This window comes from Glutamicibacter sp. BW80 (genome assembly GCF_002332385.1).
In the GTDB taxonomy this organism is placed as follows: Bacteria; Actinomycetota; Actinomycetes; order Actinomycetales; family Micrococcaceae; genus Glutamicibacter.
Genome location: NZ_NRGV01000050.1, coordinates 95,663 through 117,425 on the forward strand (window position 1 = coordinate 95,663; position 21,763 = coordinate 117,425).

Genomic DNA, 21,763 nt, shown 5'->3' on the forward strand with positions numbered 1-21,763 from the left:
TTGGCATCGAACGACGCGAGCTGCTTCATTTAATCTTCGAGCCAAAAACCTGAACAGTGTTCAATGATTCGGAAATCCGCTGTACAGTGAATTCAAACAATATTGAACACTGTTCAACAGGAGATTTTTGATGACAACACTAACCGGCCCGAAGCGCATCGCGCTTGACCCCTTTGCCCTCGCCGCACGGATCAGCGAAGGGCATCGCCTGACCGTGGCCGAGGCCCGCGCTATCCTGGCCACATCTGATGAGCAGACACTAACGCTCGTTACGGCAGCCGGCCGGCTGCGCAGGAAGCACTTCTCCAACACCGTGAAGGTGAACTATTTGGTGAACCTCAAATCTGGATTGTGCCCGGAAGACTGCACCTACTGCTCGCAACGCCTGGGATCCAAGGCAGAAATCCTGAAATACACCTGGCTCAAACCAGACGAAGCGGTCCGCCAGGCCGGACTTGGCATTGCCGCAGGTGCCTCGCGAGTCTGCTTGGTGGCTTCGGGCAAAGGACCCACCGACCGGGATGTCAATCGCGTAAGCACCATGATTGACCAGCTCAAAGAAGAACATCCGCAGGTAGAGGTCTGCGCTTGCCTGGGCATCCTCAAAGGCGGACAGGCCGAACAGCTCAAGACGGCCGGCGCCGATGCCTACAACCACAATCTCAACACCGCAGAATCCCTCTACCCGGAAATCTGCAGCACACACAGCTACCAGGAGCGCATAGCCACCGTCGAACAGGCCAAGGGGGCAGGCCTCTCCCCCTGTTCTGGACTCATTGTCGGCATGGGCGAAAGCACCGACCAGCTCATCGAAGCGGTCTTCGCGCTGCGTGCGTTGGATACCGACTCAATTCCGGTCAATTTCCTGATGCCCTTTGACGGCACTCCGCTGGAAGGAACTTGGAACCTCACCCCGCTGGCTTGCCTGCGCATCCTCGCACTGGTTCGTCTGGCCTGTCCAGACAAGGAACTGCGTATCGCCGCCGGCCGAGAAATGCACCTGCGCTCCCTGCAGTCCACCGCGCTGGAAGTGGCCAATTCGCTCTTCCTGGGCGACTACCTGACCAGTGAAGGCCAGGATGCGCGCGCCGATCTGGCGATGATCGCCGACGCCGGATTCGTGGTGCTGGGCCAGGAGGGCAAAAACACCGCGCAGATCGCCGAGACCCTGCACGCAGCCGCCGCCCACGCCGCCCGCCAGCCAGCGGATGCAGGCAATGCCGCCGCGGCCGGGTGCGCCGGATCCTGCTGCTCCTCCGCGGCCTCAGCGGCCTGCGGCCAAGCGGCCTCCGGTGGCGGCGCCGGCGAGACGGAACCGGTGCTGCGCCGCCGCGGCGCCGGGACCGCAGAGAACCCGAACGCGTGATGGCCACCGATGCGAGCTTGCTCTCCCGCGACGCAGGGTTGCTCTGGCACCCCTACGCCGCACTTGATGCGGGGGCAGGCTACGCGGTCACCGAAGCACGCGGCGCCCGGCTGGTCCTCGAAGACGAAACCGGCACCCTCCGCGAGGTCATCGACGGGATGTCCTCGTGGTGGTCGTCGGTGCACGGCTACCGCAACCCGGCGCTGGATGCCGCGGCGCGCGGACAACTGGAGAAGTTCAGCCATGTGATGTTCGGCGGACTGACCCACCAACCGGCCATCGAGCTGGCCGAGCGTCTGGTGGCCCTGGCACCGGGCGACCTGCGCCACGTGTTCCTGGCCGATTCCGGGTCAATCAGCGTCGAGGTGGCGCTGAAGCTCGCCCTCCAATACCAGGAGGCAAAGGGCCGCACCACGCGCCACCGGTTCGCGGCCCTGCGCGGCGGCTACCACGGGGACACCTTCGCCACCATGGGCATCTGCGACCCGCAGGACGGAATGCATGCGGCTTTCACCCGGCGCTCCTCCGCCGAACTCTTCCTGCCCAAGCCCCCGAGCGCACGCCGCACCGCACCGGGGCACTGGGAATACCTCGCGTCCGAGCTGGCCGACTGGGAAAGCACGGTGCGCGCGTTGGTCTCCACGAACTCCGCGCAGCTGGCCGGGATCGTGTGCGAACCGGTGCTCCAGGGTGCCGGAGGCATGCACATCTACCCGCCGGCGGTGCTCGGCATCCTGCGCGAGCTCGCCGACGAACACGACCTGCCGCTGATTGCCGATGAAATCGCCACCGGATTCGGGCGCACCGGCGAGCTGTTCGCGGTGGACCATGCCGGCATCGTCCCGGACATCATGTGCTTGGGCAAGGCGCTGACCGGAGGTTATCTCACCCTGGCCGCGTTGCTTTGCAGCAGCAAAATCGCCTCCGCGCTTGCCACCGGTGCCGGCTCCGCCGGGTCCGCACTGCTGCATGGGCCGACCTTTATGGGCAACCCGCTGGCCTGCGCGGTGGCCTGCGCCTCGCTCGACCTGCTCGCCGGGGCACCGGGCACCGCGCTAAAAGACGCTCCGTGGCGGGCCCAGGTCGCCGCGCTGGAATCCGGACTGCGCGCCGGGCTCGCACCGGCGGCCGGGCTGGAATCAGTCAAGGATGTGCGGGTGCTCGGCGGGGTGGGAGTCGTCCAACTTCGCGCCCCGGTTGACGTACCCGCGGTGACTCGGGCGGCGGTAGCGCACGGGGTCTGGGTGCGCCCGTTCCGCGATCTGGTCTACGTCATGCCTCCCTATATCAGCACCCCCGAAGAGCTCGCCGTGCTCGGCCGCGGACTGCTGGCTGCGGTGGAGCAGGTCCATGGCTGAGACCACCCCCGGCTGGGAGCGCTGGTTGTCCGCCCGAGCCACCGTGCGCGAACGCCGCGGCCTACGCCGCAGCGATCCCCCGCGGGCCGGATCCATCGATTTGGCCTCCAACGACTACCTGGGCCTATCGCATCATCCCGAGGTGCTCCGGGCCGCCGCCGAAACCCTGCGAAGCTCCGGCGCCGGGGCCTGTGCAAGCCGAATGGCCGGCGGAACTCTGTCCGTGCACCGGGAGCTGGAGGCTGCGCTGTGCCGGTATACGCACCGGGATGCCGCCTTGGTCTTCTCCAGCGGGTACACCGCAAACCTCGGGGTGCTCGGCTCCCTGGGCGGTCCGGGCAGCCTGTTCATCCTGGACGAACATGCCCATGCCAGCCTGGTCGACGGGGCCAGGCTCTCCGGCGCGACTGTGGCCACCGCCAGGCACAACGACCTGAAGGATTTCACGCGCCTGTTGAAAGCCAACCGCAGCAGCACCCAACCCAAGCCCCGGGTGCTGTTGGCCGTCGAATCGGTTTACTCGGTCTTCGGCGACGCCGCGCCGCTGCCCGGGCTGGACGCATTGTGCCGGGAGTTCGGCGCGCTGCTGCTGGTGGATGAGGCCCACTCGCTGGCCGCCAGCGAATCCGGGTCGGCGCTCCGCGCCGCCGGCCTCGAAGGTTGCGGCCAGGTGATCAGCACCGCAACCCTGTCCAAGTCGCTGGGCGCCCAGGGCGGGGCGGTGCTTTTCGGCGGCCCGGAGGCCGCAGCGCTGCGCGAACATCTGCTCAATACCGCCCGCACCTTCATCTTCGACACCGCGCTGGCCCCCGCCGCCGCCGGCGGTGCCCTGGCCGCCCTGCGCTTGGCGGACCGGGCCCGGCTTGCCGCGCTGGCCCGGAACCAGCGGTTGATCCGCGGCCTCCTGGCGGAGTACCCGGAATTGGCCGGGCGGGTGGAAGCCGGGGCCGGGCCGATCCACTCGGTGAAGATGCCCAGCGCCGCGGCCGCCGTGCGGGCCGCCGCCGCACTGGCCGCGCAGGGCATCGCGGTGGCCTGCTTCCGCCCGCCCAGCGTTCCCGACGGAATCTCCCGCATCCGGCTGACCGCCCACGCCCACCAGCAACCGGCCGAACTGTCCGCGGCCATCCGGAAGGTGGCCAGGACGGCCATCGAGGAGGAATCATGAATTGCCCCTACGCACCCACCACCGGCAGCTTGGCCGACGCCCCGCTGGCCGGCCCGCTGCCCGCGGCCTTTCCCGAAGCCATCAACCGGCGCTACCGCAGCATCGAAGATCCGGACACTGTGCGCGGCATCTTGCGCCGCCCCGGGGAATTCACCACGGCCAACGCGCTGCGCACCGCCATCAACCTCGCCCCGGCCGCGTTGCGGATCCTGGCCGCGGTGAAATTCGCGCTGCCACCGGCGCTTTCCAGCGCCTCGGGCAGCGAACACCTCGCCGTGCGCCGGCTCGTCGCCGGATTCTTCAGCCCCGCCAAGATCCAGTGGCAGCGGCGGCCGATCACCGAACGAGTGCGGGAAATTTGCGCCCGGCTCGAACCGCGCTACCGCAACGGGGAGGTCCTCGATTTGGCCGCGGAGCTGGCCGCGGTGATCCCCGTCGAAATCATGGCGGTGCTGACCGGGGTGCGCGTGCCTCCGGCCGAAAACCTCAAACGCTGGAGCCAGGATTCGCTGGAATTGTTCTGGGGGTGGCCCGCGGAGGACCGGCAGCTGGTGCTCGCCGCCAGCGCCGCCGAATTCTATGCCTGGCTGGATCAGACGGTTCACGGGGCGGTCAGAAGCGAGGAGCCGAACCTCTATGCCGCGCTGCATCGATCGGGAGTTCCCGAACGCCAGATCCGCTCGCTGGCCTACTTCCTGGGGATCGCCGGACAGGAGACCACCGCGATGCTCATCCAGAGCACCCTGCACGCGGCGCTGCGCGATGGCCACTGGGCTGCCTGCGCCGACCCGGACACCGGGCCGGCCGCGGCCCAAGCCGTGGTGCGCGAGGTGCTGGCCGTCGCCTCCTCGGTGCCAACCTGGCGTCGCATTGCCGCCGTGGACGCCCGCGTCGGCGAGCATGAATTCGCCGCCGGTGAGGAACTGGTGCTGCGCCTGTCCGGCGGAATTCTCGGCGCCAGCGGCGACGATTCGCTGGCCTTCGGCCATGGGATCCACCGCTGCTTGGGGGCGGGCCTGGCCCGGATGGAGGCCGAGCTGGTGCTCGCCGAAACGGCCCGTTGCCTTCCGGACCTCGAAGCCGCCGGCGCGGCCCCGCGCTTCGCCCACCTGCTCTCCTTCCAGGCGCCGGTTGCGGTGCCGACTAGGTTCCCCTTCGAAAGGACCGACAGATGATCCAGGCCATCACCGGAACCGACACCGAGGTGGGCAAGACGGTGACCACCGCCGTGCTCGCCGCCCGGGCCCTGGCCCGCGGGACCCGGGTGGCGATCTACAAGCCGGCGCAGACCGGGGTGCTTCCCGGACAGCCCGGGGACGTGCAGGACGCGGCCGGCTGGCTTGGCCACCCGGAGCGGCTGGGCACCGCCGAGGGGGTGCGGCTGCGTGAGCCGATGGCACCGCTGGATGCGGCCCGGTGCGCGGGATTCGCCGACCCCGCCGAGGTCCTGCCTCCCCTGGCCGAGCACGTGCGGCGGATCCGCGAGCTGGCAGCTGCCTATGACGAGGTACTTGTCGAGGGCGCCGGCGGGCTCTTGGTCGAGCTGACTTCCGCGGGAGAGACCATCGCGGATCTGGCCGCGGCCCTCTCGGCGGAGCTTGTGGTGGTCACCCGGCCGGAACTGGGAACCCTGAACCACACCGCGCTGACCTTGGAGGCCTGTGCGGTGCGCGGCTTCTCCCGCGGCACGCTGGTGCTGGGCAGCTACCCGGACCGTCCCACGCAGCTTGCCGAATGCAATCTGGCGGGTCTGCGGACATTGGCGACCCGTTACGGGTGGAGCTTCGCCGGAAGACTGCCCGCAAACCTGGTCCGCGATCCGGCACGCCGCCCGGAGGCGCTGGCCGCAGCGGCCCATGCCCTGGCTCCGACTCCGGCCTAGCCGCGCTGGTCGCTTCCGCGGTAGCCACGAGCCGCCTGTGAGCCAACTCCGCACCAGAGTTAGCCTGTATCCCCGGCGCCGAGGCGGGTAGCGGAACTCCCTGCCGCCAAGTTTTCACCCCGCTCCCGGGTTGATCCTCGCATCTCACCTATCAGCAGCCGCAACCGATATGCCGCTCCAGATAATGTCCATTGCGGCGTTGCACCGTTCCAGGGTCTCCGGGTTTGCGAGACTTTCGCCGCGCACCACTATCTGGTAGTAAAACACCCCGGAGAGCAGGTCGAGTGCCGCCTCCAGATCGGCATCAGCGCGGATCTCCCCTTGCTCGCGGCCGCGCTCGAGGAGCTCGAGAAGCGGTACGCGCCGCTGCGAAACGTGCCCGCGCCAGTATTCACGCTGGAGATCTATGTCGGCAAGGGCGAGAAGCAGACGCTGGCGCAGCCGGTCTTCGGGAAAAGCGCCCACGCGTCCCTTGCCCGGCGTCGGGAACCCGTACTTGAGCGCCTCGCGCACCGGCAATCCCTCGGGCGGGCGGACCACCATGCGTCCGACATCGAGCGCGGCGGCGGTGAGCTTGTCCAGGGTTTCCCAACGGCGGTAGATCGCTGCACGGCTCACCCCGCTGCGCTCGACAACTGCGCTCACGGTGATCGTCGCCGCCTCGTCGATTAGCTCATTGACCGCGACGAGCACACGTTCTTGCAGTTCGGTGTCCCGCGGACGACCAGGTCGGCGGGCCATTAGCGCCAGGTGTCCGCCGGCCATCCTAGAGCCCGGCCCGCTCACGCAGTCTGCCAATCAGCGCGCCGTTGAGGCCCGCGGCCTTCAGCGGGGCCAGCGGATCACCATGCCGCTCACGCAAAGCGCGCAAGGTGAGACGCATGGCATCATCCGCGCCGGGATCCTTCACCGCAAGCTTTGCCGAGGCATCGAGATCGTATCCCGCAGCCTTCATCACCCGTTGCAGATTCGGCCGGGTGCGTTCCATGATGGCGGCCGTATTGGGGTGGGTCAGCTCGTAGTCGGCGATGATGACCTCATCCTCGGCGCCGAGCGCGAGCAGCAGCGAGGCGGCCAAGACACCGGTGCGGTCCCTACCAGCCGCGCAGTGAAATGCCACAGCACCCGGCGCGTGCGCCATGATGGCCAGCGCCGTCACGATTTGCGGCGCTGCCGAGGCAAACAAGGCCTGGTAGAACGATGCCATCTCCGGCATCTTCCCGGGCTCCAGCTTCGTGGGCATGGCGTCGCCGAGGTCCGCTACGAACGGCACGTGGTGGTACATCACCGCTTGCTCCATCAGCGGGCCGCGCCCCGTTGCCTGCACCTCGCCGCGGCTGCGCAGGTCGATGACTGCCCGCAAGCCGCCGTCCACGAGCGCCTGGGCCGACTCCGGCGGAATCGTCGACAGGTCATCGGCACGGATAGCGAAGCCGGGATTGATCAGGCCGCCTGCGACGGGCAACCCGCCCAGATCCCGCAGGTTCACTGGTTTGCTGAGCTGGATTTCAAGTACTTCGGTCATGTGATTCTCCTTCTGATAAAGGCGCTCGCCTGATCAATCACCGTGACTACGATGATGATGCAGATGACGATCGCGCCCAGGTGTCCGTAGTCGTACATGCGCATTGCGGTGGTGAGCTCGAGGCCGATGCCTCCGGCACCCACGAGGCCGAGGATCGTCGCGCCGCGCACGCTGCCTTCGAACAGCAGCAGCGTGTAGGAGACCAGCAGCGGGGCCGCCTGCGGCAGCACTCCGTACTGGATCACCTGGCGGTGCGAGGCCCCCACCGACTTCATCGCGATCATCGGGCCCTGGTCAACGGATTCCATGGCCTCGGCGTAGATCTTGCCGATCGAACCGATGGATCCCAGTGTCATCGCGAGGATGCCGGCAAACGGGCCAAGACCCACGGCCGAGACGAACATCAGCGCGAAGACCAGGTCGGGCACCGCGCGAATCACGTTCATGATCCAGCGGGCCGGGAAGTACACCCACTTCGGCGCGAGATTCGATGCCGCGGCCAGGGCCACGAACAGCGAGAGCACCGCGCCGAGTACCGTGGCCACGATGGCCATCTGCACCGTCTCGATGAGCAACTCGACGATGAGCCCGAGCTTCGAGAAGTCCGGCGGGAAGAGCCGGGCGAGAAACTCGCCCATGTTGATCGTGCCTTCCCCGAGCTTCTGGAAGTCGAAGCCGACTCCGCGGAACGACCAGAGCAGGAAGATCAGGCCTGCGGCCACGCCGACGACAGATCGAGTGCGGGGGAGGTTCATGGCCCGTTCGAGGCGGGCGCGCTCCACCGGGTCCAGCTGCTTGCCTTTGCCGGCGGTTTTCGTCGGCTTCCACTGCTCGGTGTCACTGGTCATCGGATAGTTCCTCTCCGTCATAGAGCGCTTCGAGCCGCGCGGCGTCGAGCTGAGCGGTCGGTGCCGAAACCAGCAGCTTGCCGTGCTTCAACCCGACTACGCGGTCGCTATGGCGCAGCGCGAGCGGGAGCACATGCAAACTCACGAGCACCGGGATGCCGTCTTCACGCGCGATGCTGCGCAGCAGCTCGAGCACGGAATCCGAGAGCTTCGGGTCCAGCGACGCAACTGGTTCATCGGCAAGGATCAGCTGCGGATCCTGCATGAGCGCCCGGGCCACCGCCACGCGCTGCTGCTGGCCGCCGCTGAGCGAGCGCGCCGGATCCTTCGCCTTGTGCGCGATGCCCACCCGATCCAGGAGATCCAGGGCCCGCTTGCGCTGCTGGTTGCCGAAGCCCCCGACGAGATTGAGCGGGCCGGCTTGGTGCAGCCCACCGGTGAGCACGTTGGTGAGGACGCTCAAGCGCCCGATCAGGTTGAACTGCTGGAAGACCTGGCCGGTGCTAGCGCGCAGATCGCGGATTTGCCCCCGCCGAAGATTCGCGACGTCGTAGCCCGCAACCCGCACCGCTCCACTGGTAATCGGAGCGAATCCCGTGAGGCTTTTCATGAGAGTCGATTTGCCCGATCCTGAGGACCCCAGCAACGCGACCATCTCACCGGGGAAAAGCTCCAGGTTCACCCCGTCGAGCACGAGCCCATCGGCTGCGTTGTACGCAACGGCCAGGTCACGCACCATCACGCGAGGCAGGAGCACGCGCTCCTTGCCATCCGCCGGCACCGGCGTTTGCGGCGCTTCATGCGCGGCCGCGCGGGTGATGGACTCGGTCATCACTTCAGATCCGAAATGTCTACGCCGGCCACCGCGGCAACATCAACAAGGGGCTGGAAGGCTTCCCTGCCGGGCTCGAGGATCGGGTCGACGCCAACGATCCCGGCTTCGGCGTAGACGCCCAGCGCCTCGGCGTTTTCTTCGGCAAAGACCGTGGGAAGTCCCGAAAGAAGCGCCTGGCGTTTCGCATCGTTCATGCCCTGGCTGGCTATGACGGCCATGCTGACATCCATCGGCAGGCTCTCTCCGATGAAGCGCACATCGCCCTCTTCGAAGGGGAAGTAGTCGGTGCCGGTCATCTGCGTGAGCATGGTAGCGGTGCAGGCCGCGTCAACCTGGCCTTCCTTGACGGCGATGGCACTTCGATCGTGCCCGCCGGTGAACATGGCGTCGTAATCGACATCGCGTTCCAGGCCAACACTGTCGAGCAGGTGCACTGGCATGAAGAAACCCGAGCTCGAGCCGGGGTCGGCAAAAGCGACGGTCTTGCCCTTGAGCTCTTCGACCGACTGAATGGGAGAATCGGCCAGCACGTAGCACTTCGAGACCGGGTCGGGGGAACCGGGCCAGGTCATGAGCGCGTCCACCTCACCGGTGTTCACGGCCAGTGCACTTGGGAAGGCGCTCATCAGGGCGATGTCGACGTGATCGGCGCGCACCGCCTCCACCACACCGAGATAATCGGGGGCATCGGTGATTTCGACTCTCAGGCCGGTCTCCGCGGTGATGAGTTCGCCAAGTGCCACGATTGGGTTAACGGCGGTGGGGTCATCTCCCGCCGGCAGTGTGGCGATGCGGATCACGTCGGCTTCGGCGCTGTCGGCGGATGCGCTGCCGGAACAACCGGTGATCGCCAGAAGGCTAGCCAAGGACAGGGCTCCAACGCCCAGAATGCTGCGAGTGTTCATGGGGATCGAGTGCCTTTCGGTAGTAGGTTCAGGTCGTTCGTGGACCGTATGCCACTAGCTAACTCGCCCGGGGCAACACGCAATTACGAGACTCTCAGACTCGTAACAAACAGCAGGTGAACAATTGGAATTGCCAGGTAACTCTCCTCCTGCGCGAAGCTCCGGCGGCTGCTCCGCTGGGCCGCCGCGGTGCTGGCACCACCAAAAACCGGATGCCCACTCCCCGGCCCGCCGGTTTGGGTTTCGGGTTGCCTCTGGCGAGGAATATCGACACGACAAAGTACGTTGGGCACAAGTATGAAGAACATCGGATTTTTGTCCTTCGGCCACTGGACCGACCACCCGCAATCCGGAACCCGCAGCGCCTCGGATGCGCTATTGCAAGCAATCGACCTGGCAGTTGCGGCCGAGGAGCTCGGCGCCGACGGCGCATACTTCCGGGTGCACCACTTCGCCCAGCAGTATGCTTCCCCGTTCCCGCTGCTCGCCGCCATCGGTGCACGCACCAGCCGCATCGAAATCGGCACGGGCGTCATAGACATGCGCTACGAAAACCCGTTGTACATGGCCGAGGATGCCGGATCCGCCGACCTCATCTCCAACCGTCGCCTGCAGTTGGGCATCAGCCGTGGATCACCGGAACAGGTCATCGACGGGTGGCGCCATTTTGGTTTCGAACCGCATGAGGGCGAGACCGACGCCGAGATGGGACGCCGGCATACCGAGCGTTTGCTCGAAGTGCTTTCTGGAGAAGGCTTCGCCCAGCCCAGCCCCAAGCCGATGTTTCCCAATCCCCCGGGGCTCTTGCGCATAGAACCTCACTCGGAGGGTTTGCGCGAGCGTATCTGGTGGGGCTCGGGCTCGAACGCCACCGCCGTGTGGGCGGCGAAACTTGGCATGAATCTGCAAAGCTCCACGCTGAAAGACGATGAATCCGGCAAGCCGTTCCATGTGCAGCAGGCCGAGCAAATTGAGCTTTACCGCCAGGCGTGGAAAGACGCGGGCCATGATCGCGAGCCACGGGTCTCGGTGAGCCGCAGCATCTTCGCCCTGACCGATGAGCGGGACTGGCAGTACTTCGGACGCGACCGCTACAGCTCCGACCAGGTCGGCAACATCGATGCCAAAACCCGCGCGATCTTTGGCAAGTCCTACGCCGGGGAACCCGATGAACTGGCCAAGACCTTGGCCGAAGATGAGGCCATTGCCGCGGCGGATACCTTGCTGCTGACCGTCCCTAACCAGCTGGGCGTCGAGTACAACGCACACGTCATCGAATCGGTGCTCAAACATGTGGCCCCGCTGCTGGGCTGGCGCTAGGGAGAACGCCGAGCGAATGGTTGCCGGTTAGGCAACCTCACGGGTTTACCTAGGCGAGGCGCTGCGCGAGCGCTTCTACGCCCGCGCCGCGAAGAGACGCCAGGTAGGCAGGTCGCCCCGCCATGATCATGACAAGATCGAGTTGCTTGCCCTTGACCGGTGGCCCGTCTCCCGCCGAGAAGGAAGAATCTAAGGCTTCCAGGGTGAGACCGGTGACGAGGCGCTTGCTGTTCACCGCGAAATCCCGCTCGGAAAAGAATTTGGCAACTTCGTGCACCGCATCCGGATCAGGGACCAGATCGAGGGCAAGCGGCCGGGCGATGTCCTGGCCGTGGACAATCACTTCCCCGAGCATCGCCGCATAGTCCATGGTCGGGGCGACCTTGTTCTCGGCGGATGCACGAAGGTTCGCGAGCGTCTGGGCAGGAGTGTCCCCCAAATATCTGCGCAGCCTACGCTCGTTATGCAGAGTGGAGTTGAAGCCTGCCAACACGATGCTGCGCAGCCACGACATCGTGCCGGTGTTTGCGGCGGCGGTCAGATGGGCGACAACCTGGGAGACCGACCAATCGCTGCACAACGTGGGAGCTTGCCAAGCCGCATCATCCAGTCCCGACAGCATTTCGAGAAGCCGGTGCCGTTCGGCATGGATTGCATCCCAGAAGTCATTCTCGTACATCACGTTTCCGTCCGGTTTGATCTTGTCGGGGCAGGTCCCGCCTGATGGCACTCCACTGCGCATCGGGTGGGCAAGCTCCCGAGGCTTGTTCAGCCTAGTGCAGCGCGCCGCAGGAAAATAGCCCGGTTGCCCCGATCCAGTCAGGAGTCAATTACAACGTGCCAGCCATCGATTCGAGGTTCGCGCAGATGGCGCCGCTACGGGGCAGGAGCTCGGCGGAGGACAATCGTTACAAGATTTCTCGCCGCCATTGAAGCGAATGAGATGTAGGACACTAGGCTGGAGCGGGAGAGCTTGGTTTTCATACAGCCCGAGCCATTGAGCAGTTCGAATGGCTCCTACTAGATTTTGCCTAACACAAGAAAACTGACACAGGAGAATTACATGAGCAAGCCACTAAATATCGCATTCATCAAGGCCAGCTGGCATGCAGATATCGTTGATCAGGCCTTGGCCGGATTCAAAGCAGATATGGATGCTTCCGGCGTTGAATACGGCATCGATGTGGTCACCGTGCCTGGTGCCTACGAGATGCCATTACAGGCCAAACGGCTAGCACAGACCGAAAAGTATGATGCCGTGGTGGCTGCGGCGCTAGTAGTCGACGGCGGAATCTACCGCCATGATTTTGTCGCTCAGGCGGTTGTCGATGGGCTGATGCGCGTGCAGCTGGACACGAATGTGCCGACTTTCTCTGTGAGCCTAACCCCACACCACTTCCACTCGAGCGAAGAACACGAAAAGTTCTACTTCGAACACTTCGTCAAGAAGGGTGCCGAAGCCGCACGCGCGGTGCGTACGATCGCAACGCTCGGCGAGTAGCCTTCGCTTCTAATACGCAATGCGTGATGGTCGCTCCGAGAACCGTCCGGACCGACCGTCACGCATTTTTTCGTACGACATTCTTGGCCCGTGGGCGGGAATTTGCGGAGTTAAGCGGGATGCTCGTCATTCAGCTCGCTACGCCTCGTCGAGTGTTGCATCGGGAACGATGTCTCCAGCGCCGTCCGAGAAATAGATGAGCAGCGCCTCATGCCTCGCCACCTCCGCACGGACTCGCCCACCGAGAAATGCGCTCCAAATTGTCCCTAGTCATGCCTAGGATCAAGGCATGATCGATTTTAATAACTCCTCAGTGTTCAAACTCGGCCCATGGAACCTGGCCGAGGTAGCACCGGAGATAACCCCCATGCTCGTCCCAGCGGAAGAGCTGCTCGCCGCGTTCAAGGGTGCACGTGACTATGTAGTCTTCACCAATAAGCGGCTCATCGCGGTTAATGTCCAAGGCCTGACGGGCAAGAAACGCGACTATACCTCGCTGCCCTACGCACGTATCCAAGCCTTCTCCGTCGAAACGGCCGGAACTTTTGATCTCGACGCGGAATTGGAGCTGTGGTTTAGCGGTCTTGGAAAGGTGAGCCTGGATTTCAAGGGCAAGGTGGACATCCGAGCCCTTTCCCAAGTCATCGCCGGCTACGTTCTGTAGAAGTACGTTGGCGCTTTGGGAAAATTGTCCGGGATGAACAATTTCGGATCCACAATTGCTAGTTGAAATTCAAGCAACCGAAGGGGCACGGAACGCCCGACTGCCATGCCCACTGAGGATCCAATAGTCCGATTCCGACAGACTATTCGTCTCCTTCCGCACCGGAACCTACTTGACAGTACACCGGACGGCGGTGTGTTCTTAGAAAGGGTAAACAGCCGTTCACCCCGTTTGCGTCATCTTTTATCCGAAGGCCACCGTCGTGCCGATTCGTTCCGTTCCCGCGTGGGCTACCACCGCCATCCTCGCCTTATGCGGGATGGTGGTCGCGCTCCAGCAGACCCTCGTTGTCCCACTATTGCCTGATTTTCCGGTGATCCTCGACGTCTCGGCCGAAGATTCCTCCTGGCTGGTCACCGCCACGCTGCTCAGCGCGGCGATTTTCACCCCGGTCATTTCCCGCATGGCCGACATGTACGGCAAGCGCAAAATGCTGCTGCTCGCTTTGGCCGTGATGACCCTCGGCTCGCTTGTTGCCGCCCTCGGCGGATCCTTTGGCGCACTGATCGCCGGGCGGGCCATGCAGGGCTTCGCCTCCTCGCTGATCCCGGTGGGAATCTCGGTACTTCGCGACGAATTGCCCAAGGAAAAGGTGGCCTCGGCCGTCGCGCTGATGAGCGCAACCTTGGGCATCGGCTCGGCGCTGGGCATGCCGATGTCCGGACTGCTCTACAACGCCTATGGCTGGGAATCACTGTTCTGGGTTTCCGCAGGCCTGGGCCTGGTATTCCTCGTAGGCGTGCTGCTGCTGGTCAAGGAATCGACGATCACCACCCCCGGCCGCTTCGACATCTCCGGGGCGCTGGTCCTCTCCGTAATACTCACCGCCGCCCTATTGGCCGTCACCAAGGGTGCCAGTTGGGGCTGGAACAGTCCGCTCACACTCGGCCTATTTGCTCTGGCACTCGCGCTGCTTGCCGGTTGGATCCCGCTGCAGCTGCGCGTCAACCAGCCGATGGTGGACCTGCGCACCGCGGTGAAGCGGCCGGTGCTTCTGACCAACGTCGCCTCGTTCTTCCTCTGCGTGGCGATGTTCGTCAACATGCTCATCACCACCCAACAGCTGCAGATCCCCACGCAGACCGGCTATGGTTTTGGCTTGTCGGTGCTGGTCGCCGGGCTCGCCATGGTGCCTTCGGGGCTGGCCATGGTCTTCTTGTCCCCGGTTGCCGGCGCGATGCTCAATCGCTGGGGAGGCAAACCGACGATGATCTTCGGCGCGGCGATTATGGCCCTCACCTACGTGGGCCGGGTCTTCCTGGATGACGCTGTGTGGCAGGTGATCGTCGGGGCAACCCTGGTCAACGTCGGAGTCGCCTTCTCCTACGCCGCGATGCCGACGCTGATCATGAGCGCGGTGCCGATTACCGAAACCGCCTCGGCCAACGGGGTCAATGCGCTGATCCGTTCGCTGGGCACCAGCGTGGCCAGCGCACTGACCGGCCTGATCCTCGCCACGCTGGTCGTCGAGCACAACGGCACCGTGCTGCCCTCGATCGATGCGCTGCATTTGGCGTTCTGGCTCGCGGCGCTGGCCGCGGCCATCGGCATCGCCATTGCCTTGTTCATCCCCAGCGGCGGGCGCACGCCGAAGGCAGACAACAACGTCGAAGAGACCATGGTGCATGGCCGGGTCATCATGTCCGCTGCCGGCGGTACCCAGCGTCCGGCCATTGTGACCTTTGTGCGCCAGGACGGCGTCCCCGGTGACTGGGCGCGCACCGACCATGAGGGGCTTTTCACCGCGGCGCTGCCCGGACCAGGACGCTATCTCGTGGTCGCCAACGCCGCAGGCTGGGTGCCAAATTCCCAGCTGGTGACCTTCTCCGGCGGAACCACGGAGCACAATGTGGAACTGCACGATACGCTTTCGCTCAGTGGCGTGGTGGCTACCGGCAATATGGCCGTGACCGGGGCCCTGGTCAGCCTGAGTGCCGGAGCCGGCGACTTCATCGCCGCGACCCACACCGACGGGCGCGGGAGTTACACCTTGGATCTGCCTCCGGTGGGAACCTACGTTTTAACCGCCGCGTCACCGCACAGTGACACCGCCACTTCGGTCAAGCTCATTCTGCGGGCGCGGACCGAGCGTGTGGATATCGAGTTGCCCGCATGAGCGCCATCGATGGCCGGGGACGCATCCGGCAAGCGGCGTCGGCCTTGTTCGGCGAGCGCGGATTTCATGATGTTACGGTGCGCGAGATCGCCGAGGCCGCCCAGGTCTCCCCCGCCTTGGTGATCAAGCTCTTCGGCTCCAAGGCCGAGCTGTACACCGTGGCCAGCACCATCACCGTTCCGCTGGCAGACCTGGACCTGCCCCGCGAACGCCTGGGCCGGGCGCTGGTGCAGCAGATCCTCAACCGGCGTGATGCCGCGGTGGTTGATCCCTGGGAGACCCTGGTCCCGCGGATCAGGCAATCGCCCACACCGGAGGTAACCCAGCGCGAGCTGCGCGAGACCTATCTGGCCGGGTTGGCAAGGACCATCGCAGATACCACCGCCGACCGCCGCCACGCCTCGGCCGTGGCCTGCCAGCTGCTGGGCCTGGCCGAGGGCATTCGAGTCCTGGGCTATTTCGCGGCCGAAGATTTTGATGCAGACGAGGTCGTCGAGCAGTATGCGGCGGCGGTCCAACTGCACATCGACCGGGCTGGCGCCTCCGGCTAGCGCACCCTTGACTCTCACCGGCGTCCGCTCACCAGGCCTCGTGCGGGCTCAGTTTGCTGGCTGCCATCGAGACGCCGAGGATGATGGTGCGCATGAAGCGCTCGGCGGCCTCGATGAGCAGCCGTTCCCCGTCATCCACCGCTTCTTGCAGGGTCATCGGGATCGGCACGATCGAGGCAATCGCATCGATGCCGATGTCGTGGACGTCGCGGCAGCCGCGCCCCAGCGTTCCGGCGAGAGCCACCACCGGCACTCCTTGCAGGGCGGCACGGCGCGCGACCTCCGCGGGAACCTTGCCCTTGGGCGTCTGAAAATCGATGGCGCCCTCGGCGGTGATCACCAGGTCCGCTCCGCGCAGCATCGAATCGAGGTCGATTCCGGCCAGCCCGGAGTCGAGGATCGCTTCGAAGCGGGGCAGCAGCACCGCTCCCACCGCGGCGAGTCCGGCGCCCAGCCCTCCCGAGGCCCCGGTGCCCGGCGCGGTCGCGAAGTCGGTCTCACGCGCCGAGGCAAGCGCATCGCGGCGCAGCACCGCGGCCCAGCGCTCAAAGCCAGTGGACATCGCCTCGACCTGCTGAGGCGTCGCGCCCTTTTGCGGGCCGAAGACTCGGGCCACGCCGCGCGGCCCGGTCAGGACGTTGTGCTGATTCAGCGCAAGCGTGATCTGCACGGTTCCGTCCGCGAGCGCCGGGTGCAGCCCGGCTAACTCAAGCCGGTCGATGCGTCCGAGCTGGTTTCCTCCGGCGGTGAGCTCCCGGCCCCTGCCGTCCAGGATCCGTGCCCCGAGCGCCTGCAGCGCCCCCATGCCGCCGTCGGAGGTTCCGGAGTCCCCGCATCCGACGAGCACCTTGGTCGCGCCCGCGTCGATCGCCGCGGCGATCAGTTCGCCGACGCCGTAGCTGGTGGTGGTTCCCGGGTCGCGTTGGTCCCGGGGAACGAGCCGCAGACCGGCCGCGGCGGCCATCTCCACGACGGCGGTGCCGGCGGATTCTCCGCCGAGCATCGCATAGTGGGAGCCGACCTTTTGCCCTACCGGTCCGGTGACGACCGCTGGGACGAGATGGCCGCCGGTGGCGCGGGCGAGGGTTTCGGCGGTCCCTTCCCCGCCATCGGCGATCGGGACGGCCTTGACCACTGCTCCGGGCAAGGCGCGGCGCACGCCGGCACCGATCGCGGCGGCGACGGCCGAGGCGTCGAGGGATTCTTTGAATCCGGAGGGGGCGACCAGGATGCGTTGCGGCAATGCATGAACCATGATGATGAGTCCTTTTTAATGTGGTTGGTGTAGGCAATGGTTGTTGGGTCAGCGATCTCAGGTGAACAGCGGCAGGCCCATGGCCGGCCAGATCCAGAAGGAGAACACTAGGATCAGGGCGACCATGACCGGTCCCAGCACCGCGCTGAGCCGAAGCAGGTCCGCGGGTTGATAGCTGTCCACACCTTCGATATCGGAGAACAAGTTGACGGGCTTCGCGCTGCTGGTGAGCGTGTGGCAGAAACCTGCGGCGGCAGTGGATGCGAAAGCGATAGCCACCGCGTCCACCCCCACACCCGGGGCAAGCGAAACGACCAGCGGAATCAGCACCGCCGAGCGCGCCGAACGGGACTGGATCACCAGGTGGGCCGCGGCGGATACGACCACCACCACGACGGTGAACACCCACGGGGCGACGGCTCCCAGCCCCTCGACCGGTCCAAGCACACGGCGTGCCAGCCAGTCGGCGGCGCCGGTGCGGGCCAGCGCGGTGCCCAGGGTCAGCGTGGCGGCCATGAAGATCAGCATTGACCACGGCACCGCCTTCAGCGCCTTGGCCAGGCCCACCGAGCCGAAGCCCGGACTGGCCACGAGCAAGGATCCGAGCAGAGCCACAACGGCCGGGTGCAAGTGGTGCAATGGTTCGGTGCACCAGAGCACCACCACCGCGGATACCAGCAAGGCGGCGCGGGATTGCCCGACGCTCAGCGGTCCGGTCAGCGGAACCGGAGAATGCTCTTGGAGCTGCCCAATGCTCACCTCCAGCGCTTGGCGGCGATCCGAGCCGCGGGTGAAGAGCCATAGCACCAGTTCCGCGCACAGATGCGAGGAGACGAAGGACAGCGGCAGCCCGTAGAGCAGCCAGCCTGCGAATGAGAAGCCCTCATAGCCGGAGGTGGCGAGGATCTGGCTGGTGATCAGATGCGCCCCGGCCCCCAAATACGAGGCGACCGCAGAAAGCAGGATGACCGAGGGGAAGAGCAGCGACAGGGCCAGGACAACCCTCGGGCGGGCGGCAAGCACCTTGGCCAAGGCAATGAAGACGGGAATTGCCAGCGCCGCCCGGCCCGAGGTGGAAGGCACCGCGAATGCGGTGGCCACCAGTGCACCGGTGGTCAGGTGCATCAACTGTCTCGGGTTGCGGGCTCCGACGGCGATCCAGGCGGCGGCGCGGGTGGCCAAACCAGTTGCCGTGATTCCGGCGGCAATCACGAACGCGGCCAACAGCAGCCAGATGGTGTCTTCACCCAGCGACGCGAAGAGCACGTCCTCGGGCAGCACGCCCATGAGCACCAGCACCAAGGCCGCGCCGAGAGCGACATAGGTGTCCCCGACCGGGGAGAAGACCCATAGCCAGATCGCGACGGCGAAGACCGCCAGGGTCAGTGCGCCCTGGGACGGCAGCGCGGTCGCCGTTCCCGCCGCGGAGCCAAAAGCCCCGAAGGCGCACCAGACCAGAAAGGCGGCGAGCAGCATCGCGGCCAGCAATCCGCTGGCGCGTCGGCGGTTCCAGCGCCGCCGCGGGGCGCGTTGTGCCGGTCCAACGGCAGCCGCCGGCTGCGGTGCGTCGGTGCTGTAGCGGAATCCGGTATCCGTAGTGTGTTGTCTCGTGCTCATGACTCGGCTCCCAGAGTGCTCGCCATGCGCTCGGCGAAGTTCTCCTCGGAGCCTGCTTCCGAAGCCAAAGCCAGTCGCGGAAGTGAGAGGCCGAAGCGGGCTCCGGCGCCTGGGCCGGATTCGACCCACGCGGTCCCCCGATGCGCTTGGGCTACCGCCTTGACCACGGCCAACCCAAGGCCCATGCCCGGTTCCTGGTCAGTGCCGGTGCCCCCGCTGCGATAGGTATCAAGCAATGCGCGGGCCACCTCGGAATCCAAGCCCGGGCCGTCATTGGCCACCCAGAAGCTGACTGACTGTTCATCGGCGGCGGAGCCCAGTCGAATGGTGTCCCCGTGGTCCGTGTGCGCGACGGCGTTCTGGATCAGTTGGCGCAAGGCATCGGTGATGCGCTCCGGGTCAAGCCACGCCTCGGCGCGAGCCGACTGCTCGATGCGGAAATGCCGTTGCAGGTAGGTGTCCGATTGCGCTGCCTCGGCGGCAATATCCGCGGTGACCTCGCCCACGGCCACCAGCCGCGGCCTGACGAAATCCGGGTGGCCGCTGTGTGCAAGTACGTCGAGGTCGGCGAGGGTTTGACCCATCTGCGAGATGAGCTCCTGCGCCCCGCAAGCGATGTCGGCGCGTTGCACCGCGGGCAGGTCTTCACGGACCAGTTCGTGCAGCGTCGCCGCGAGCCGACGTTGCGGTTCGTTGAGATGCTCGCGCGCTTCGGCGATGAAGTGCCGCTGGGCCAGATGGGAGGACTCGACCCGGTCGAGCATTGCGTTGAGCGTCTGGGCCAGCTGCGCCAGGTCGTCGCGCCCGGACACCGGGATGCGGGCCGAAAGGTCATGCGCCGTAATGGCTGCAGAGGTCTCGCGCACGGTGCAGATCGGGCGCATGATTTGACCTGCCACTAGCCAGGAGATCCCCGCGGTCAGCGCCAACCCTCCGGCGGCCACCGCGAACAGGAGCACCGCCTGCCGGTTGGCTTCTTCCTGCGCGCCGGAGGTGAACTGTGCGACGACCAGCTGGGCTTGTTGCATCGGGCCGGACCGGTTCGCGGTAGCGGCTTCCTCGGCTACCGCCTTGGCCCAGCGCACGGTGCCGTACTTGGTTTCATACACCGCCGAGGTCCGCGAATCTTCGAGGATCCGAGCCAGCAGCTGCGCATCCGCGGCCAGCACAACACCGGTCTGGTCCAAGGCGCCGTGCGCGCTGAACACGCGGCCGTTGGCCTGGCCGACAATTGCTTCGCCCGCCATGGGCTGCTGCCGGGCGAGATAACGTTCGAGCAGTTCGTCCATCGAGGCGAAGGGGCGCGCGGTCTGCGGATCCAGCCCCTCGGCGGCGAAGGTCCTGAATTCCTCGATCTCCTGGGTGATGCCCACATTGGCCGCCTCGGCGACCTGCCCGGACATGATCGAACGCATGGTGACCGTCACCGCGAGCAAGGCCAGCGCCGTGGTGAGAACGATCCAGCCGACAATCCGCAACCGGGCCGAGACCTTGGACCCCTGCTGCTCAGCAGATTCAGCCATCCTTGCCACCGCGTTCCGGCTGCGCGCTGGGCAGCGCAGTTTGCGGTCGCACGTCCAGTTGAACCACGATCGGCTGCTGGTGCGGAGTCGGCGGACTTGCGGAGTCGGCCAGCGCTTGGCTGGCGCTTGCCAGCCCGGCGGGAACGGCCAGGACAGCAAGGATGAGAAGTATGCGACGGATCATGCTTCTACATTAGAAAACCCTTGTGAGACACAAATTAAGTACTGGTGAGAGGTTCATGATTCGTCGATGAGAAGAATATGAGAAGGTGAGAAAGTACCTTACGGGCTCCCGATCACGGTCTGCGCGACGGTGAGTTCGATGGCTCCGGCGTGGGGGCGCCTACCGGCTTGCGGCGCACAAGGCACGGGCTGCGCCGCATGGTCTTTTCTTGCGGCGCAGCCCGTGCATTCGCGTTGGAGCTCGTTATTGCGGTTCGACTACTTGGTCTCCCAGAGTCCCGCTTCGTCGTCGAAGGACAGGGTTTCGGTGACGCGGATCTTCGCGTCATCGAGCGCATCGGCCGGTACATCGAAGACGACCTGGTAGGTTCCCTTGCCGCCCTTGGTCAGCGTAGGCACGTCCATGGCTGGTTTCGGAGCCATGGCCATGGAGCTGGAGGTGCTGTAGATGCGCGAATCGGAGCCAACCAGCTCTGGAGACAGGTCAAGCCAGGCGTCGCCTTCTTCCTCGCCGTTGTACACCACGGAAAGATCTACGAGGACATATTGCCCCTCGGCCTTTTCATTGAATGAGTTGGCCTTGGCCATGGCCTCGTCGGCTTCGAGGTTCACGGAACTGACGTTGACCGAATATTCACCGATAGTGGCCGCCTCACCCAGCTTGAGCACCTGAGACTCATCTGCTGCCTGCTCGATGACCTTCTCCGGAGCCGCGACCTCTCCGTCCGCGGCGTCATCGATGGCAGCCGAGACACCGTCCAAGGCCTTGACGTAGGCGGACTGGGTGACGAAGACCAGCACGATGGCAACGATGGCGATCACGCTAGAGGCGATCCCCAGCCCCTTGCTGCCGCGCCGCTTCGCGGCGATGGCGAGCGAGATGATACCGAGGATCAGGGCGACAAAACCTAGAACCGCGGCGAAGTTGTTCACGATCGGGACCCAGCACAGGGTCAGGGCAACGATGGCAATGACCAGTGCGGCAATTCCCAGCCCCTTGCCGGCAGTGGACTTTGCGGGTGGGAGCTGCGAGTGCGGTGCAGGCTCCAGTGGAGTTCCAGCAGACATGAATATTTCCTCAAGTGA

The 21,763-nt window shown here is 65.5% G+C and carries 21 protein-coding genes; 10 read left to right on the forward strand and 11 right to left on the reverse strand.

The annotated features are described in order from the left end of the window. The first annotated feature begins 130 nt into the window (after positions 1-130). Genes bioB through bioD form a run of 5 tightly spaced genes read left to right on the forward strand, consistent with a single transcriptional unit; the run spans position 131 to position 5,774 of the window. Positions 131-1,366 carry a biotin synthase BioB gene (bioB, locus tag CIK76_RS13735; protein WP_096287404.1) on the forward strand — a complete coding sequence of 412 codons (1,236 nt, stop codon included), beginning with the start codon at positions 131-133 and terminating at the stop codon, positions 1,364-1,366. Next, positions 1,366-2,724, forward strand: a complete 1,359-nt coding sequence (locus CIK76_RS13740; RefSeq protein ID WP_096287406.1) for an adenosylmethionine--8-amino-7-oxononanoate transaminase — start codon at positions 1,366-1,368, stop codon at positions 2,722-2,724. The genes bioB and CIK76_RS13740 overlap by 1 nt, the downstream gene beginning before the upstream one ends. After that, positions 2,717-3,892 (forward strand): aminotransferase class I/II-fold pyridoxal phosphate-dependent enzyme, encoded by a 1,176-nt coding sequence (locus CIK76_RS13745; protein ID WP_096287408.1) that lies wholly within the window; start codon positions 2,717-2,719, stop codon positions 3,890-3,892. The genes CIK76_RS13740 and CIK76_RS13745 overlap by 8 nt, the downstream gene beginning before the upstream one ends. After that, positions 3,889-5,067 carry a cytochrome P450 gene (locus CIK76_RS13750; RefSeq protein ID WP_096287410.1) on the forward strand — a complete coding sequence of 393 codons (1,179 nt, stop codon included), beginning with the start codon at positions 3,889-3,891 and terminating at the stop codon, positions 5,065-5,067. Before CIK76_RS13745 ends, CIK76_RS13750 begins: the two co-directional genes overlap by 4 nt. Continuing rightward, complete coding sequence (gene bioD, locus CIK76_RS13755; RefSeq protein WP_096287412.1) at positions 5,064-5,774, forward strand: dethiobiotin synthase; 711 nt, start codon at positions 5,064-5,066, stop codon at positions 5,772-5,774. Before CIK76_RS13750 ends, bioD begins: the two co-directional genes overlap by 4 nt. Before the next feature lie 144 nt (positions 5,775-5,918). Here the strand turns inward: bioD and CIK76_RS13760 are convergent, their stop codons facing one another. The 5 genes from CIK76_RS13760 to phnD are packed head-to-tail and all read right to left on the reverse strand — an operon-like array spanning position 5,919 to position 9,887. Then, positions 5,919-6,572 carry a TetR/AcrR family transcriptional regulator gene (locus CIK76_RS13760; protein ID WP_255248477.1) on the reverse strand — a complete coding sequence of 218 codons (654 nt, stop codon included), beginning with the start codon at positions 6,570-6,572 and terminating at the stop codon, positions 5,919-5,921. Beyond that, positions 6,541-7,299, reverse strand: a complete 759-nt coding sequence (locus CIK76_RS13765) for a tyrosine-protein phosphatase (RefSeq protein ID WP_096287415.1) — start codon at positions 7,297-7,299, stop codon at positions 6,541-6,543. Before CIK76_RS13765 ends, CIK76_RS13760 begins: the two co-directional genes overlap by 32 nt. Next, positions 7,296-8,147: a phosphonate ABC transporter, permease protein PhnE gene (gene phnE / locus CIK76_RS13770; protein ID WP_096287417.1), complete on the reverse strand. Its 852-nt coding sequence runs from the start codon at positions 8,145-8,147 to the stop codon at positions 7,296-7,298. The genes CIK76_RS13765 and phnE overlap by 4 nt, the downstream gene beginning before the upstream one ends. Further along, positions 8,137-8,979: a phosphonate ABC transporter ATP-binding protein gene (locus CIK76_RS13775; protein WP_096287419.1), complete on the reverse strand. Its 843-nt coding sequence runs from the start codon at positions 8,977-8,979 to the stop codon at positions 8,137-8,139. Before CIK76_RS13775 ends, phnE begins: the two co-directional genes overlap by 11 nt. Next, on the reverse strand, positions 8,979-9,887 hold the full coding sequence (gene phnD / locus CIK76_RS13780; protein ID WP_096287421.1) for a phosphate/phosphite/phosphonate ABC transporter substrate-binding protein: 909 nt from the start codon (positions 9,885-9,887) through the stop codon (positions 8,979-8,981). The genes CIK76_RS13775 and phnD overlap by 1 nt, the downstream gene beginning before the upstream one ends. Positions 9,888-10,184: 297 nt before the next feature. Between phnD and CIK76_RS13785 the strand changes: the two genes are divergently transcribed. Then, positions 10,185-11,207 carry an LLM class flavin-dependent oxidoreductase gene (locus tag CIK76_RS13785; protein WP_096287423.1) on the forward strand — a complete coding sequence of 341 codons (1,023 nt, stop codon included), beginning with the start codon at positions 10,185-10,187 and terminating at the stop codon, positions 11,205-11,207. Between the two features lie 49 nt (positions 11,208-11,256). Here the strand turns inward: CIK76_RS13785 and CIK76_RS13790 are convergent, their stop codons facing one another. After that, positions 11,257-11,886, reverse strand: a complete 630-nt coding sequence (locus CIK76_RS13790; protein ID WP_096287425.1) for a maleylpyruvate isomerase family mycothiol-dependent enzyme — start codon at positions 11,884-11,886, stop codon at positions 11,257-11,259. Positions 11,887-12,252: 366 nt separating this feature from the next. Here CIK76_RS13790 and CIK76_RS13795 point away from each other — a divergent pair, with 366 nt between their 5' ends. From CIK76_RS13795 to CIK76_RS13810, 4 genes are all read left to right on the forward strand, one after another. Then, complete coding sequence (locus CIK76_RS13795) at positions 12,253-12,708, forward strand: 6,7-dimethyl-8-ribityllumazine synthase (RefSeq protein ID WP_343252142.1); 456 nt, start codon at positions 12,253-12,255, stop codon at positions 12,706-12,708. 289 nt (positions 12,709-12,997) lie between these two features. Beyond that, positions 12,998-13,372: a PH domain-containing protein gene (locus CIK76_RS13800; RefSeq protein ID WP_096287429.1), complete on the forward strand. Its 375-nt coding sequence runs from the start codon at positions 12,998-13,000 to the stop codon at positions 13,370-13,372. Positions 13,373-13,634: 262 nt separating this feature from the next. Beyond that, positions 13,635-15,548, forward strand: a complete 1,914-nt coding sequence (locus CIK76_RS13805) for an MFS transporter (protein ID WP_255248479.1) — start codon at positions 13,635-13,637, stop codon at positions 15,546-15,548. Then, positions 15,545-16,099, forward strand: a complete 555-nt coding sequence (locus CIK76_RS13810; RefSeq protein ID WP_096287431.1) for a TetR/AcrR family transcriptional regulator — start codon at positions 15,545-15,547, stop codon at positions 16,097-16,099. The genes CIK76_RS13805 and CIK76_RS13810 overlap by 4 nt, the downstream gene beginning before the upstream one ends. Before the next feature lie 28 nt (positions 16,100-16,127). On the opposite strand, the gene CIK76_RS13815 is transcribed toward CIK76_RS13810, so the two are convergent. The 5 genes from CIK76_RS13815 to CIK76_RS13835 all read right to left on the reverse strand — a co-directional run bounded on the left by CIK76_RS13815 (position 16,128) and on the right by CIK76_RS13835 (position 21,745). Continuing rightward, positions 16,128-17,354, reverse strand: a complete 1,227-nt coding sequence (locus CIK76_RS13815) for a glycerate kinase (protein WP_096287433.1) — start codon at positions 17,352-17,354, stop codon at positions 16,128-16,130. A 57-nt stretch (positions 17,355-17,411) separates the two neighbouring features. Next, positions 17,412-18,971, reverse strand: coding sequence for an SLC13 family permease (locus CIK76_RS13820; RefSeq protein ID WP_096287435.1), 1,560 nt, complete (start codon positions 18,969-18,971; stop codon positions 17,412-17,414). Then, positions 18,968-20,494: a sensor histidine kinase gene (locus CIK76_RS13825; RefSeq protein ID WP_096287437.1), complete on the reverse strand. Its 1,527-nt coding sequence runs from the start codon at positions 20,492-20,494 to the stop codon at positions 18,968-18,970. Before CIK76_RS13825 ends, CIK76_RS13820 begins: the two co-directional genes overlap by 4 nt. Further along, positions 20,487-20,678, reverse strand: a complete 192-nt coding sequence (locus CIK76_RS13830) for a hypothetical protein (protein ID WP_096287439.1) — start codon at positions 20,676-20,678, stop codon at positions 20,487-20,489. The genes CIK76_RS13825 and CIK76_RS13830 overlap by 8 nt, the downstream gene beginning before the upstream one ends. Positions 20,679-20,935: 257 nt before the next feature. Beyond that, positions 20,936-21,745: a DUF4190 domain-containing protein gene (locus CIK76_RS13835; protein ID WP_096287441.1), complete on the reverse strand. Its 810-nt coding sequence runs from the start codon at positions 21,743-21,745 to the stop codon at positions 20,936-20,938. Positions 21,746-21,763: the final 18 nt, after the last annotated feature.

Coding starts and splice junctions, on each gene's coding strand:
- CIK76_RS13740 (WP_096287406.1), top strand. CDS start 1,366: ATGGCCACCGATGCGAGCTTGCTCTCCCGCGACGCAGGGTTGCTCTGG.
- CIK76_RS13790 (WP_096287425.1), bottom strand. CDS start 11,886: ATGTACGAGAATGACTTCTGGGATGCAATCCATGCCGAACGGCACCGG.
- CIK76_RS13775 (WP_096287419.1), bottom strand. CDS start 8,979: ATGACCGAGTCCATCACCCGCGCGGCCGCGCATGAAGCGCCGCAAACG.
- bioD (WP_096287412.1), top strand. CDS start 5,064: ATGATCCAGGCCATCACCGGAACCGACACCGAGGTGGGCAAGACGGTG.
- CIK76_RS13830 (WP_096287439.1), bottom strand. CDS start 20,678: ATGATCCGTCGCATACTTCTCATCCTTGCTGTCCTGGCCGTTCCCGCC.
- CIK76_RS13785 (WP_096287423.1), top strand. CDS start 10,185: ATGAAGAACATCGGATTTTTGTCCTTCGGCCACTGGACCGACCACCCG.
- CIK76_RS13750 (WP_096287410.1), top strand. CDS start 3,889: ATGAATTGCCCCTACGCACCCACCACCGGCAGCTTGGCCGACGCCCCG.
- CIK76_RS13745 (WP_096287408.1), top strand. CDS start 2,717: ATGGCTGAGACCACCCCCGGCTGGGAGCGCTGGTTGTCCGCCCGAGCC.
- phnE (WP_096287417.1), bottom strand. CDS start 8,147: ATGACCAGTGACACCGAGCAGTGGAAGCCGACGAAAACCGCCGGCAAA.
- CIK76_RS13835 (WP_096287441.1), bottom strand. CDS start 21,745: ATGTCTGCTGGAACTCCACTGGAGCCTGCACCGCACTCGCAGCTCCCA.
- phnD (WP_096287421.1), bottom strand. CDS start 9,887: ATGAACACTCGCAGCATTCTGGGCGTTGGAGCCCTGTCCTTGGCTAGC.
- CIK76_RS13825 (WP_096287437.1), bottom strand. CDS start 20,494: ATGGCTGAATCTGCTGAGCAGCAGGGGTCCAAGGTCTCGGCCCGGTTG.
- CIK76_RS13820 (WP_096287435.1), bottom strand. CDS start 18,971: ATGAGCACGAGACAACACACTACGGATACCGGATTCCGCTACAGCACC.
- CIK76_RS13810 (WP_096287431.1), top strand. CDS start 15,545: ATGAGCGCCATCGATGGCCGGGGACGCATCCGGCAAGCGGCGTCGGCC.
- CIK76_RS13815 (WP_096287433.1), bottom strand. CDS start 17,354: ATGGTTCATGCATTGCCGCAACGCATCCTGGTCGCCCCCTCCGGATTC.
- bioB (WP_096287404.1), top strand. CDS start 131: ATGACAACACTAACCGGCCCGAAGCGCATCGCGCTTGACCCCTTTGCC.
- CIK76_RS13765 (WP_096287415.1), bottom strand. CDS start 7,299: ATGACCGAAGTACTTGAAATCCAGCTCAGCAAACCAGTGAACCTGCGG.
- CIK76_RS13800 (WP_096287429.1), top strand. CDS start 12,998: ATGATCGATTTTAATAACTCCTCAGTGTTCAAACTCGGCCCATGGAAC.